Origin of the sequence: Shimia sp. CNT1-13L.2, from assembly GCF_024331145.1 — a bacterium.
Taxonomy (GTDB): domain Bacteria; phylum Pseudomonadota; class Alphaproteobacteria; order Rhodobacterales; family Rhodobacteraceae; genus Shimia.
The window spans coordinates 172,573-186,684 of sequence record NZ_JANDJO010000006.1 but is presented as its reverse complement, the minus strand read 5'-3'; the positions used below and the strand labels follow the sequence as shown (position 1 = coordinate 186,684).

Below are 14,112 nucleotides of genomic sequence, written 5' to 3'. Positions count from 1 at the left end.
CGTCGCAGGCGTCGCATAGGCCTTTGGGTGTTGATCAGCCTTGCCGGTTTGGCCCTGTTTGTGGCGGTTGGAATCTTTGCTGTTGTCGGGCGTCCTATCACGCTGCCGGATTGGGCCAAGGACCGCATCGAACAAGAACTGGTCGAGCGCTTCCCCCAATTGGAGACGACAATCGGCGATATTTTGCTGGTGGTTGATGAGGGGTGGTCGCCCCGGATTCAGGCCCGGGGGATCACTCTGAGTGACCCGGACACCGGCGGTGTCGTGGAAGTCGAGGAAATCGAAACGGCGCTATCGGCCGGGGCCTTGGGGGATATGCAGATTGCCCCAAGTTCTATACGGATTTCTGGAATCTACCTGATCGTGCGCCGGCTTCGGGATGGGGCCATCGATGTGGCAATCGGTGGCGCAGGGCAGTCGGTTGATCCAATCAACCGGCAAACGCAAGTTCCGGATATCGGGCGTCAGATCAAAGCCGTTCTGTCGCGTGACGGCCTGAGTGATTTGGACAGTGTTCAGTTGGACTCCGTCACCCTGCGCTATGAGGATGTTCGCGCTGGCAAGGCATGGACAATCGATGGTGGGCAGGCACGTCTGAAACGGGACGGGGATGACGTTTCGCTGTCGGCCAACCTCGTGGCTGTCGGAGCGCGGGCCTATGTGTCTTCGCTTGAGGTGACGTATTCCACGCGGTTTGGCTCTGACGTCGCAGATTTCGGGGTGACCTTCGAGGATATGCCGTCGGAAGACATCGCGTCGCAGACACCTGCGCTTGCCTGGCTCGACATTCTGAGGGCGCCGATTTCCGGGTCTTTGCGGGCTTCGACCGACGAAAATGGTGCCCTGGGTCAGACCAGCATCGCACTTCAGATCGGCGAAGGGGTCGTTCAACCCAACGAAAGCGTGCGCCCTGTGCCCTTCGAGCAGGCCCACACCTATCTGTCGTATCACCCAGGCACAAATTCTCTTGTGCTGGATGAATTGTCTATTCAGGCCAATTGGTTGCGGGCGATTGCTCATGGAACCGCCCACCTGCGAAAGCTCACGCAGGGGGTGCCCGAAGAGATGGTGGTTCAGCTTCAACTGGACCAGCTTGAAGTCAACCCGATGCTCTTGGAGGAAACACCGGTTTCGCTGGATCAGTCGTTTGCTGACTTCAGATTGCAACTTGATCCCTTTGAACTCTCGCTCGGACAAATGGTGTTGCGGCAGGGGGGGCAGATGCTGCTTCTGGACGGCCAGCTCTCGACCGGGGAAGACAATTGGGAGTACGCCCTGAATGGTCACATGACCGCCACGCATCCGGAGTCTGTCCTGAACCTATGGCCGGAACAGGTGAAACCCAAGCTGCGCACCTGGATTTCAGAGAATGTTCACCAAATGAATATGCGTGACATCAATCTGGCCGTGAGATCCCGTGTCGCGCAACCTCCGTCAATCTATGCGGATTTTCAATTTCATGATCTGACCCTGCGCTTCATGAAGGCCCTTCCGGTCATCCAGGGTGGTGCCGGTTACGCGATGTTCAAGGACAATCAGTTCCGTGTCGGTGCGGAGCGAGGGATTGTCACGGCGGACGAGGGCGGAGACGTGGATGTCACGGGGACGGGTTTCACGATCCTGGATACCCGGCAGAAAATTGCACCGGCCCATGTTCAAGCCAAGGCGCAGGGCGATATCACCGCGGCTTTGTCGCTGTTGAACCGGCCTCCGCTTTCGATCATGGACAAGGTCAAACTTCCGGTTGGCCTGGCCAAAGGGCACGTGAAAGCAGAAGGCGACATTAAGCTTCGCCTCAAGAAGAAGGTGCCAATTGAAGAGGTTCACTTTGTCGCCAAGGCCACGAGTAGCGACATTCGAACCTCACATTTTATCAAGGACAAGGAAATCCGCGGGCAGGTTGAGAGCGTCATCACGAACGATTTGCTGACGATTTCGGGAACAGGCGTGGTGGGCGCGCTTCCGGTGTCCGCCACCTTCAAAACCGGGATAGGGCGGGGGAAAGGGGCCACGAGCGAGCTCGTTGGCATCAGCGAACTTAGCGAACGTGCGATTGACGAATTCAACATCGGCTTGCCAGAGGGGGCCGTGACGGGGCAGGGAACAGCAGATTTTCGCATTGATTTCGCAAGGGGAACGCCCCCCAAGCTCTCTTTGTCCTCGGATGTCTCCGGGGTGCGCCTGTCGCTTGCACCAATTGGCTGGAGCAAGCCGAAGGAGAAATCAGGTGAACTTGAGGTGGATGTGACCTTGACGACACCGGCCAAGGTGGATCGTCTTTCCTTCTCGGCCTCCGGACTGGATGCAAAGGGGAGTGTGACCCTCAGTGACGCTGGTGGTTTGCAGCTGGCCAGTTTCGATGAGCTTTCGATTGGCAACTGGTTTCAGGGACAGGCCGAGTTGCGCGGGCGTGGGAAGGGCAAGTCTCCGGAGGTGGTGATTACCGGAGGTGTCGCCGATGTTCGGGGCTTGCCGACGGGTGGTGGTCGCTCAAGCGGAGGGCAGGCTGCCGGGCCAATTTCTGCCCGTCTTGACCGTGTGCAGGTCAGCGAAAGCCTGTTTCTTTCCGGCGTGCGGGCCGAGTTTGTGCAATCGGGCGGTCTTCGAGGCGCATTTTCCGGAAACCTGAACGGGATTGCCCCGGTGAATGGCCAGGTACTTCCCCACGAAAACGGGCGCAGCGCCTTTCGCATTTTTTCAGAGCGGGCAGGTCAGGTGATCGATGCACTTGGGTTTGCCAAAGCCGCCCCGCAGGGCACGATGGATGTCTCGCTTGTTCCTCATGAACGCAAGGGCACCTACGATGGCACCGTTGCTGCGAATGGTGTGAAAGTTCAGGGCGCGCCGGCGCTTGCCGAATTGATCAACGCGATCAGTATTGTCGGTCTCTTGGATCAGCTGAATGGACCAGGTATCACTTTTTCCGAACTGTCCGGGCAGTTCCGTCTAACGCCTCGGCAGATTATCGTGACACAGAGCAGCGCGGTCGGTCCTTCGATGGGGGTCTCGATGGATGGGGCTTATGACATGAAGACTAAGCAGATGGACTTTCAGGGTGCGATCTCGCCGATCTACTTCGTAAATGCCATTGGTCGGGTGATCTCCAAGAAAGGAGAGGGCTTGATTGCCTTCAACTATCGTTTGCAAGGGCAGCCGGATGCACTTCGAGTATCCGTCAATCCGCTATCGGCCTTGACGCCGGGCTTCTTTCGAGAGATTTTCCGCCGCCCGCCACCCAAGCTAAAAGACTGAGCTTCATGCAGCTTTCCGATTTCGACTTCGACCTTCCCGAAGACCTCATTGCGACGCGTCCCGCGTCTCCTCGCAGTTCTGCCCGCCTTCTGGTGGCGAATGGGGACGAAATATTGGATCAAGTTGTGACCGACCTTGTCGACTGGCTGCAGCCGGGTGATCGGCTTGTTCTCAACGACACCAAGGTGATCCCTGCGCGGTTGACGGGATTTCGGGCGCGCAGCGGGCCGGAAGGGGAAACCCGCGCCAAGATCGAAGTGACCCTGCTTGAGCCGCAGGCCTCGGGCACGTGGATGGGATTGTTGAAACCATTGAAGAAAATCCGCGAAGGCGAAGTGATCGTTTTCTCGGATGCCTTGACTGCCACGCTTGAACACAAGGCGGACGGGCAGGGGGAACTGCGTTTCAATCTTGCCGGAGATGATTTCGACCAAGCGCTGGCGGATGTCGGGGCAATGCCCTTGCCGCCCTATATTGCCGCCAAGCGCGCGGCCGACGAGCAGGACAAGGATGACTATCAAACCGTCTTTGCCCGCAACACCGGAGCGGTGGCGGCCCCCACCGCATCGCTGCATTTCGACGAGCCGCTTCTGGAGAGGCTTGCCGCGAAGGGTGTCGGCTTTACCTATGTCACCCTGCATGTCGGTGCGGGCACCTTCCTACCGGTCAAGGTCGACGACGTGACCAAGCACAAGATGCACTCTGAGTGGGGGCAGGTCAGCGAGATCGCTGCGCAGGAAATCGCGGACACCAAAGCTGGCGGTGGGCGGGTCATTCCGGTGGGCACTACGGCGCTTCGGCTGATCGAAAGCGCGGGACGTGGCGGACAGATTGCACCCTGGACAGGCGCAACCGACATTTTCATCTACCCCAGTTTCACTTTTCACGTGGCCGATGCCTTGATGACCAATTTCCACCTGCCGAAGTCCACGCTGATGATGCTTGTTTCGGCACTCATGGGGCAGGATCGGATGCGCAGGGTGTATGATCATGCGATTTCAGAGCGCTACAGATTTTTCTCCTATGGCGATGCGTCTTTGCTGATACCGTAAGAGTCGTATTCTGCCGGGTTTGACACTTCGAAGTCGCAGATAAGGTTTATCTGCGACTCGCAACCGCGTTATCTCGCAGTGGATTCGAGTAAGGAGACCGCGATGTTCATGTTCCTTTCAAATGCTTGGGCGCTGCTGCTGGGCATGATGCTTCTGATGGTCGGCAACGGTCTTCAGTCAACGCTTTTGGGTATTCGCGGTGAAATCGAGGGCTTCTCGACGCTTGAGATGTCGATTGTCATGTCGGCCTACTTTCTTGGCTTCCTTGGTGGGTCGCGCATGGCACCCGAGATGATCCGCCGGGTTGGTCACGTGCGTGTCTTCGCGGCGCTTGCTTCGTTCATTTCGGCTGTTCTGATCCTCTTTCCAACCTTCGCGCATCCCTGGGTGTGGATCGTCGGGCGCGTGATCATCGGTTTCTGCTTTTCCGGCGTGTACGTGACCGCGGAAAGCTGGCTCAACAACGCAGCAACCAACGAGACTCGCGGCAAGGCATTGTCGCTCTACTTGATTGTCCAGATGATCGGGATCGTTGCCGCACAGGCGCTTTTGGTGACGGCAGACCCATCGGGGTACGTCTTGTTCATCATCCCGTCGGTGCTGGTTTCGATCTCCTTCGCCCCCATTCTTCTCAGCATTTCTCCGACGCCGGCATTCGATGCCACCAAACCGATGAGCCTCAGGGAGCTTGCCAAGAACTCGCCTTTGGGCGCTGTCGGTATGTTCCTGCTTGGGGGCGTGTTCTCGGCACAGTTTGGCATGTCGGCGGTGTACGGGGCCTCGATTGGCCTGTCCGTTGGGGAAATCTCGATCTTTGTAGGGGCCTTCTATGTCGGCGCGACGATTGTTCAATACCCGCTGGGGTGGATGTCGGACCGGATGGACCGTCGTGTCCTCATCATGGTTGCTGCTCTCGTGGGTGGTGTCGGCGCATTGATCGGCATGGCATCGGGCAGCAGCTTCTGGATGCTGCTTGTGGCGGCAACGCTGGTAGGAGGCATGTCCAACCCGCTGTATTCGCTGCTGATCGCCCACACCAACGACTTTCTTGATGTCGAAGACATGGCCGCAGCTTCTGGCGGGATGGTTTTCATCAACGGCGTTGGGGCAATTGCCGGCCCGGTTTTGACTGGCTGGATCATGGGGGCCATCGGCGCACAGGGGTTCTTCCTGTTCATCGCGGCCTTGCTTCTAGTGATGGGGGGCTATGCCGCGTACCGGATGACACGCCGTGCAACAGTTGCAGAAACAGGGGCTTACGCGCCGGTCTTGCCCACTTCGTCACCAGTTGCGGTTGAAGTTGCGCAGGAATTTGCCATCGAAACGGCCCAGGAAGAGGAAGAAAGCGCGACGGCGACATAATATGTCGTCATTGACGCAAATTGTTACTGTTAAACCTGACAACATCCTGTGTAACGTTTTTATGTCACTTGGGTGGTGATGAAGGTGAGGAGACAGGGCAATGAGCAGCCCCGAAGAGATTTTGAGTTTCTGGCTCGATGAAACCGGGCCAGAGGGTTGGTACGCTGTGTCCGAAGAGCTTGATCAGAAGATCAGAGACAAGTTCATGGACACGTGGAAAAAGGCTCAGGAAGGCAACTTCGCCCAGTGGCTGACCTATCCAAGCGGTGTTCTGGCTTACGTGATCTTGAACGATCAGTTCCCACGCAACATGTTCCGCGGCACATCCCGCGCCTTCGCGTCTGATCGGGCTGCGCTGGCTGCGGCCAAGGCGGCCGTGGACAAAAAGTGGGACCTTCGGATCGACGAGCCGGCCAGACAGTTCTTCTACCTGCCAATGATGCACTCCGAAAACCTGTGCGACCAGGAACGCTGTGTGCGCCTGATGAAAGAGCGGATGCCCGAAGGTGGAGATGACAACATCCTACACGCCCGGGCCCATCGAGAGATCATCCGGCTTTTCGGTCGGTTTCCGTATCGCAACGATGCGTTGGACCGCACCTTTACGGGGGCCGAGAAAGCTTATGTCGACAGCGGCGGATATGGACGCACTGTCGAGGATCTGCGCGCCGCAAGCTAGGCGGTTTCCTTCTAGTCGAAATCTGAGCTGCCCGTACCGATTGGTGCGGGCAGTTCGTTGATGTCTCAGGGAATCTCCTCTAGGCTTTTTCAAAAGAGATTGGGAGGTCCGGATGAGCGACAAAAGCTTCGACATGATTGTGATTGGTGCAGGGCCGGGGGGCTATGTGGCAGCTATCCGAGGTGCTCAGCTTGGTCTCAAGGTCGCCATCGTCGAACGCGAGCATATGGGCGGCATCTGTCTCAATTGGGGATGTATTCCAACCAAGGCGCTGTTGCGGTCGTCCGAGGTGTTTCATCTCATGGAGCGCGCCGGGGAATTCGGTCTGAGCGCGGACAAGATCGGTTTCGATCTTGATGCTGTTGTGAAACGGTCCCGTGGGGTTGCAAAGCAACTGAATTCCGGCATCGGCCACTTGATGAAAAAGAACAAAGTGGCCGTGTTTATGGGCGAGGCGAGTTTGCCAGCCAAGGGCAAAGTCAGCGTCAAAAGGGAGAAGGGCACCGAGACCCTTGCCGCCCCGAATATCGTTCTGGCGACAGGTGCGCGTGCGCGGGAATTGCCGGGCCTTGAAGCAGACGGAGATCTGGTCTGGACCTACAAACACGCTCTGACCCCGCCGCGGATGCCCAAGAAACTGCTGGTGATTGGGTCGGGCGCAATCGGTATCGAATTCGCGAGTTTCTATAATACGCTGGGCTCAGACACGACGGTGGTTGAAGTCATGGACCGGGTTCTGCCCGTGGAAGACGCCGAGATTTCGGCCTTCGCCAAGAAGGCCTTCCAGAAACAGGGTATGAAGATCATGGAGAAATCCATGGTCAAGCAGTTGGATCGCGCCAAAGGCAAGGTCACCGCGCATATTGAAACCGGCGGCAAGGTCGAAAAACTTGAGTTCGACACGGTCATCTCGGCGGTCGGGATCGTTGGCAACGTCGAAGGGCTTGGGCTTGAGGCATTGGGTGTGAAGGTTGATCGCACCCATGTTGTGACCGATCCCTATTGCCGGACGGGTGTTGACGGCCTTTTTGCCATTGGCGACATCGCAGGAGCGCCATGGCTTGCCCACAAGGCGAGCCACGAGGGTGTCATGGTAGCCGAATTGATTGCAGGTCAGAAACCGCATCCCGTCAAACCCGAAAGCATCGCAGGCTGCACCTATTGCCATCCGCAAGTGGCCTCGGTTGGCTATACCGAAGCCAAGGCCAAGGAATTGGGATACGACATCAAGGTCGGGCGGTTCCCCTTCATCGGCAATGGCAAGGCCATCGCGCTGGGGGAGCCGGAAGGCATGGTCAAAACCGTCTTTGATGCCAAGACCGGCGAACTCCTGGGCGCGCATATGGTCGGGGCCGAAGTGACCGAGATGATCCAGGGCTATGTGATTGGCCGCAAGCTGGAGACCACGGAAGAAGACCTGATGGAAACCGTCTTCCCGCATCCAACCCTTTCCGAGATGATGCACGAAAGCGTTTTGGATGCCTTTGGGCGCGTCATTCACATGTAAGTATTTGTTTGTGTTCATTTTCGGGGAGAGAGCGTGCCGAGTCTCAACCGTATTGTGATGGCCAAGTCGAGCCGGAAGATGATCCGGTCTCTTGGTCCGGAAAAGCTGGATGTAGCGGAGATTTCCGGGAATTGGGGCGAGATGTTCAAGTTTCGCTCGTACCAGAAATTTCGCTATCCGGCCTATGATATTTGCGCCGGACCGTACCTGACCGAAGAGGGCAAGCCGCGCAAGTTTGACCTGATCCTCGCCAATCAGGTCTGGGAGCATCTTGACCGGCCCTATGCCGCGACCAAGAACGTGCGCCGGATGCTCAAGAAGGGCGGGCACTTCTGGGTTGCCGTGCCGTTTTTCATCCCGTTCCACGCCGCGCCAATGGACAATTCCCGCTGGTCGGCCCGCGGTCTCAAGAACCTGTTGATCGAATGCGGGTTCGACGAGGACGAGGTTCATTCCGAACAGTGGGGCAATCGCAACGCCGCCAAGCGCAACCTCGAAGACGTCTGGCCGCCGATGTACGATGAAAAGATCGATAGCCTCGAGAATGATCCCAAGATGCCGATCTGTGCCTGGGCTCTGGCGCGTAAAACCTGATCAGGCGGTGGAAACCGCGCCACCTGCACGCACCCAGTGCGCAAGACCGCCGATGTTGTGAACGTCGTTGTAGCCTAATTGGGACAGGATCGACTTGGCCGAGTGCGAGCGGGCACCGGAAGCACAGTAGACCGCGATCTTGTCTGATGTTTTGAGAGACGGGTGGTAATCCGGATGGCGGGGGTCTGCCATGTCGCGAAGGCGCATGAGCGGGATGTGGACCGCGCCGTTGGCGATACCGGTTTGGGTGACTTCCCCCAGGTCGCGCACATCGAGAATGGTCACAGTTCCGTCTTCCGCACCGGCCACAGCATCCTGAGCACTCATTCCCGATTTTGCGGCTGAAAGAAATCCGAACATGTTGTCCCTCTCCGTCGTGGTTGGCCCGTTAGTGCTGAATATAACATTCCAAAATTAGAATACAAATGGAAAACCGCAGGTTCACACTTTGTTCACTTTTTCCTGTTGGAGACTCGCGCCATCTGCCCTATCTCTAGGCTACGTTTACTGGGGGCTTTGATGGCTGAGTTGAAGAACATCGAGGTGCGGGGCGCGCGCGAACACAATCTCAAGGGTATCGACGTCGATATTCCGCGCGACCAGCTTGTTGTGATTACAGGACTTTCCGGTTCGGGAAAGTCATCACTGGCGTTCGATACGATCTATGCGGAAGGCCAGCGCCGCTATGTCGAATCCCTGTCGGCCTATGCGCGCCAGTTCCTCGATATGATGGAAAAACCGGATGTCGACCACATCAGCGGCCTGTCACCTGCGATTTCCATAGAACAAAAGACCACCTCCAAGAACCCGCGTTCGACCGTTGGCACGGTTACGGAAATCTACGATTACCTGCGTCTGCTGTTCGCGCGTGCCGGTACCCCCTTTAGTCCAGCAACGGGCCTGCCGATCGAAGCCCAGCAGGTTCAGGATATGGTCGACCGGATCATGGGGCTGGAAGAGGGGACCCGTGGCTATCTGCTTGCCCCCATCGTGCGGGACCGCAAGGGCGAGTACCGCAAAGAGTTTCTGGAACTGCGCAAGCAGGGTTTCCAGCGGGTGAAGGTGGATGGCGAGTTCTATGAGCTGGACGAGCCGCCGACGCTGGACAAGAAATACCGCCATGACATTGATGTTGTCGTGGACCGTCTTGTCGTACGCGAGGGCATGGAAACCCGCCTCGCAGACAGCCTGCGCACCGCGCTTGATCTGGCGGATGGCATCGCGATCCTTGAAACCGCGCCGCGTGAAGGCGACGCCGAGCGTATCACGTTCTCGGAGAACTTTGCCTGCCCGGTGAGCGGGTTCACCATTCCCGAAATCGAACCGCGCCTGTTCTCGTTCAACGCCCCATTTGGCGCCTGTCCGGATTGCGATGGTCTTGGTGCAGAGCTGTTCTTTGATGAACGTCTTGTTGTGCCGGATGCCACGCTGAAGGTTTATGACGGTGCCCTGGCCCCGTGGCGAAAGGGAAAGTCGCCGTACTTCCTGCAGACCATCGAGGCGATCGCCAAACACTATGAGTTTGACAAGAACACCCCGTGGAAAAACCTGCCCAAGCATGTTCAGCAGGTGTTCCTCTATGGTTCGGGCGACGAGGAAATTCCGTTCCGATACGACGAAGGGGGCCGTGTTTACCAGGTCACCCGCGTGTTCGAAGGTGTCATTCCCAACATGGAGCGGCGGTACCGCGAGACGGATTCGAACTGGATTCGTGAGGAATTCGAACGCTATCAGAACAATCGTCCCTGCGGCTCCTGTGGTGGCTATCGCCTGCGGGAAGAAGCCCTTGCCGTGAAGATTGCCGGCCTGCACGTGGGGCAGGTTGTTCAGATGTCAATCCGGGAGGCTCTTGCGTGGATCGAAGATGTTCCCAATCATCTGACCGCGCAAAAACAGGAAATCGCGCGGGCCATCGTGAAGGAAATTCGCGAGCGTCTCGGATTTCTCAACAACGTTGGTTTGGAATACCTGTCGTTGTCGCGCTCGAGCGGCACGCTGAGCGGCGGTGAAAGCCAACGTATCCGCCTTGCCTCGCAAATCGGATCGGGCCTGACTGGCGTTCTCTATGTGCTCGACGAACCTTCGATCGGTCTGCACCAGCGGGACAATGATCGCCTGCTTGGCACGTTGAAAAACCTGCGGGATCAGGGAAATACCGTGATCGTTGTCGAACATGACGAAGAGGCGATCCGGGAAGCAGACTATGTCTTCGATATTGGTCCGGGGGCAGGTGTGCACGGCGGGCAGGTGGTCAGCCACGGAACGCCAGAGGCCATCAAGGCCGATGCCGCGTCGCTGACGGGACAATACCTGAGCGGCCAGCGCGAAATCGCGGTCCCGACGGAACGCCGCAAGGGCAATGGCAAGTCGATCAAGGTGGTCAAGGCCACGGGCAACAACCTTCAGAACGTGACGGCCGAATTCCCGCTGGGCAAATTTGTCTGCGTCACGGGTGTCTCCGGTGGCGGCAAGTCGACCCTGACCATTGAGACCCTGTTCAAGACGGCCTCCATGCGCCTCAATGGCGCCCGGCAAACCCCTGCGCCCTGCGAAAGCATCAAGGGGCTGGAACACCTCGACAAGGTCATCGACATTGACCAGCGGCCCATCGGGCGTACGCCACGGTCAAACCCGGCAACCTATACCGGCGCTTTCACCCCGATCCGTGACTGGTTTGCCGGTCTGCCCGAAGCAAAGGCACGTGGCTACAAGCCGGGCCGTTTCAGCTTTAACGTCAAGGGAGGGCGCTGCGAAGCCTGTCAGGGCGACGGTGTCATCAAGATCGAGATGCACTTCCTGCCCGACGTCTACGTGACCTGCGAAACCTGTGGTGGCGCGCGGTACAATCGCGAAACGCTGGAGATCAAGTTCAAGGGCAAGAGCATCGCCGACGTCCTGGATATGACGGTTGAGGACGCCAAGGAATTCTTCAAGGCGGTGCCGTCGATCCGCGACAAGATGGAAGCCCTAAGTCGTGTTGGCCTTGATTATATCAAGGTCGGACAGCAGGCGACCACGCTTTCGGGCGGCGAAGCGCAGCGCGTGAAACTGTCCAAGGAACTGGCCAAACGTTCAACCGGCAAGACGCTCTATATTCTCGACGAACCGACAACGGGTCTGCACTTTGAAGATGTGCGTAAGTTGTTGGAAGTGCTGCATGAACTGGTGGATCAGGGCAATACTGTGGTGGTGATTGAACACAACCTCGACGTTGTCAAAACCGCCGATTGGATCATCGATATCGGCCCCGAGGGGGGCGATGGCGGTGGTGAAATCGTTGCCGTTGGCACGCCGGAAGACGTGGCCAAGGTCGAGCGGAGCCACACAGGCCACTATCTCAAGGACATGCTGGAGCCAAAGAAGGTCGCCGCTGAATAACGGCGACCTCGCAAGGGTTTAGCTGCTTGTCTTTGCAGTGCTGAAGCCAATCAGCGAATACAGGAAGCAGGTCGAAAAGATACCTGTTGCTGCGATCGGTACACCGATCAAAAGCAGCGGGTTACCCGACACGAAGAACCCTGCGGTCAGGGTTGCGCCGCCGATGATACGAAGCCAGCGGTCGCTGCCGCCGACGTTCTTGGCAAAAATCTTGGAAGCCATGTTTCTCTCCAAACTCTCGATACCTTTCTATGTGGTGTCTGGTACCGGTTTGTCGAGAGGCGAGACGCGCGGTTGGCGCATCTCGCATGTTCTTTGGGACGATCAGCCGCGTCCGCGCTTTTCGAAACGCGGCAGCATGGCCGAGAAATCCATCCCCAGGCCGTCTTCGGATTCAACGAACTGTTCGTAAAGCGCTGTTGCGATCTGGCCCATAGGGGTATCGGCATCGGCGCTTTCCGCGGCCTGTTGCGAGAGGCGAAGGTCTTTCAGCATCAGTTCAGCCGCGAAACCGGGCTTGTAGTCGTTGTCGGACGGCGATTGCGGACCAACACCCGGGGCCGGGCAATAGGCATTCATCGTCCAGCTATAGCCGGAGGAGGTCGAGACGACGTCGAACATCTTTTGACGGTCAAGTCCGAGCTTGTCTGCCAGGGCAAAGGCCTCGCAGGTGGCAATCATGGTCACGCCAAGGATCATATTGTTGCATATCTTGGCAGCCTGGCCTGCGCCGGCTTCGCCGCAATGCACGGCTTTTTGGCCCATGATGTCAAACAACGGTTCAGCCTTGGCAAAGGCTTCGGCGGATCCGCCCGCCATGAAGGTCAGCGTGCCGCCGGCCGCGCCACCAACACCGCCGGACACCGGCGCATCGACCGACAGAAGGCCCGCTTCGGCGGCCTGTTCGGCCACGGCGCGGGCGCTGTCGACGTCGACGGTCGAGCAATCCACAAGGGCTGCACCTTTTTCCATCGCAGGGATGATGTCGCCCGCAACGGCGCGCAGGATCTGGCCGTTGGGTAGCATGGTGATCACCACATCCGCGCCTTTGGCGGCCTCAGTTCCGGATGCGGCCATGGTGACGCCATCAATGGCGACATCGGCCATGTCGAAGCCGGTGACTTCGTGGCCTGCTTTCGCAAGGTTGGCCGCCATCGGGCCGCCCATGTTGCCCAATCCGATAAATCCGATCTTCATGGCTCATTCTCCCTTTTCAAAACTCAGTTTCGCATCCCCAAGCGGCATGAGCATCTGGCTCACGGCGACGGCTGGCAGCGTTTCCAGGCTGTGTTGCCATTGCGGGTTGCGGTCTTTGTCGATGATCTGAGCGCGGATACCTTCGAGGAAGTCACCATGCTCCATTGCGCGGTAGGTAAAGCGATATTCCTGCTCAAGCGCGGCGCGAATGTCCTTGGTGCTGCGGACACGGTGGATGATCTCAAGGGCACATCCCATCGCGAGGGGGGAGTTGCGCGACAGTTTCTTTAGCGCGTCCTGCGCGAATGCGCTGTCTTGCGCCTTGAGCGCATTCACGATGTCGACAAGGCTCTCGCCGCCAAAGGTCGAGTTGATTTCCTCGAGCATCGGGCCAACTTGCCCTTCAGGTGCTTCTGTTGCCGCAGCATCGATCAAGGTCCAGTCACCGGTCTCTTCCAGATTGCCTATCAGGGCAGGCCACTTGCTTTCGGGGATATAGTAGTCCGCAAAGCCAGCGGTGATTGCATCGCCGGCATTGAGGCGCGCGGCCGTAAGGCCCAGATACTCGCCCATCCGCCCAGGTGCATGTGCAAGGATGTATGATCCACCGACGTCTGGCACCAGCCCGATCCCGCATTCCGGCATGGCGATCTGGCTGCTTTCTCCGACAACGCGGTGGCTGCCGTGACACCCTACACCTACGCCTCCACCCATCGTGAAGCCCTGCATAAAGCTTGCGACCGGCTTGCCGAATTCGAACATTTTGGCGTTCATTCTGTACTCATCGGCCCAGAATTTTTGCCCGTACGCGTAATCTTTGGCCCTTCCGGTGTTGTAGAGGTCGGCGATGTCACCGCCCGCGCAAAAGGCCTTTTCGCCCTCGGCGTCGATCACGATCATCTTGACGTCATCATCATTTTCCCAGGCATCCAATGCGTCTTCGATGGCGATGCACATCTCGTAGCTCATCGCGTTGAGCGCTTTTGGACGGGTAAAGGTGATGCGGCCGGTCTTACCTGCCTTGCGGATGGAAATGTCGCTCATGACGTAGGCGAGTCCCCGTGATTTTAGCCTTGCGGGTTGCAGGAAAG

At 58.0% G+C, this 14,112-nt stretch carries 11 protein-coding genes; 7 read left to right on the top strand and 4 right to left on the bottom strand.

Annotated features, from left to right (window positions below; translation table 11 throughout):
- The first annotated feature begins 27 nt into the window (after positions 1-27).
- The 6 genes from NNA36_RS14395 to NNA36_RS14370 all read left to right on the top strand — a co-directional run bounded on the left by NNA36_RS14395 (position 28) and on the right by NNA36_RS14370 (position 8,446).
- Entirely contained in the window at positions 28-3,252 is a 3,225-nt protein-coding gene (locus tag NNA36_RS14395) for a DUF3971 domain-containing protein (RefSeq protein WP_255108215.1), read from the top strand.
- A gap of 5 nt (positions 3,253-3,257) precedes the next feature.
- A complete protein-coding gene (queA, locus tag NNA36_RS14390) occupies positions 3,258-4,304 on the top strand; it encodes a tRNA preQ1(34) S-adenosylmethionine ribosyltransferase-isomerase QueA (RefSeq protein ID WP_255108213.1) in 1,047 nt (348 codons plus the stop codon).
- A 102-nt stretch (positions 4,305-4,406) separates the two neighbouring features.
- Complete coding sequence (locus NNA36_RS14385) at positions 4,407-5,666, top strand: MFS transporter (RefSeq protein ID WP_255108210.1); 1,260 nt, start codon at positions 4,407-4,409, stop codon at positions 5,664-5,666.
- Between the two features lie 100 nt (positions 5,667-5,766).
- Positions 5,767-6,345, top strand: coding sequence for a DUF924 family protein (locus NNA36_RS14380; RefSeq protein WP_255108207.1), 579 nt, complete (start codon positions 5,767-5,769; stop codon positions 6,343-6,345).
- Positions 6,346-6,457: 112 nt separating this feature from the next.
- On the top strand, positions 6,458-7,852 hold the full coding sequence (lpdA, locus tag NNA36_RS14375) for a dihydrolipoyl dehydrogenase (protein ID WP_255108205.1): 1,395 nt from the start codon (positions 6,458-6,460) through the stop codon (positions 7,850-7,852).
- Positions 7,853-7,885: 33 nt separating this feature from the next.
- Positions 7,886-8,446 carry a methyltransferase domain-containing protein gene (locus NNA36_RS14370; protein ID WP_255108202.1) on the top strand — a complete coding sequence of 187 codons (561 nt, stop codon included), beginning with the start codon at positions 7,886-7,888 and terminating at the stop codon, positions 8,444-8,446.
- Here NNA36_RS14370 and NNA36_RS14365 read toward each other — a convergent pair whose 3' ends face one another.
- Positions 8,447-8,806 carry a rhodanese-like domain-containing protein gene (locus NNA36_RS14365; RefSeq protein WP_255108199.1) on the bottom strand — a complete coding sequence of 120 codons (360 nt, stop codon included), beginning with the start codon at positions 8,804-8,806 and terminating at the stop codon, positions 8,447-8,449.
- Positions 8,807-8,965: 159 nt separating this feature from the next.
- Here NNA36_RS14365 and uvrA point away from each other — a divergent pair, with 159 nt between their 5' ends.
- Positions 8,966-11,824, top strand: a complete 2,859-nt coding sequence (gene uvrA, locus NNA36_RS14360) for an excinuclease ABC subunit UvrA (protein WP_255108197.1) — start codon at positions 8,966-8,968, stop codon at positions 11,822-11,824.
- A gap of 18 nt (positions 11,825-11,842) precedes the next feature.
- On the opposite strand, the gene NNA36_RS14355 is transcribed toward uvrA, so the two are convergent.
- The 3 genes from NNA36_RS14355 to NNA36_RS14345 form a co-directional block, all read right to left on the bottom strand.
- Positions 11,843-12,046 carry a DUF2892 domain-containing protein gene (locus NNA36_RS14355; protein WP_303623754.1) on the bottom strand — a complete coding sequence of 68 codons (204 nt, stop codon included), beginning with the start codon at positions 12,044-12,046 and terminating at the stop codon, positions 11,843-11,845.
- Positions 12,047-12,148: 102 nt separating this feature from the next.
- Positions 12,149-13,021 carry a 3-hydroxyisobutyrate dehydrogenase gene (gene mmsB, locus NNA36_RS14350; protein ID WP_255108194.1) on the bottom strand — a complete coding sequence of 291 codons (873 nt, stop codon included), beginning with the start codon at positions 13,019-13,021 and terminating at the stop codon, positions 12,149-12,151.
- A 3-nt stretch (positions 13,022-13,024) separates the two neighbouring features.
- Positions 13,025-14,065 carry an enoyl-CoA hydratase/isomerase family protein gene (locus NNA36_RS14345; RefSeq protein ID WP_255108192.1) on the bottom strand — a complete coding sequence of 347 codons (1,041 nt, stop codon included), beginning with the start codon at positions 14,063-14,065 and terminating at the stop codon, positions 13,025-13,027.
- Positions 14,066-14,112: the final 47 nt, after the last annotated feature.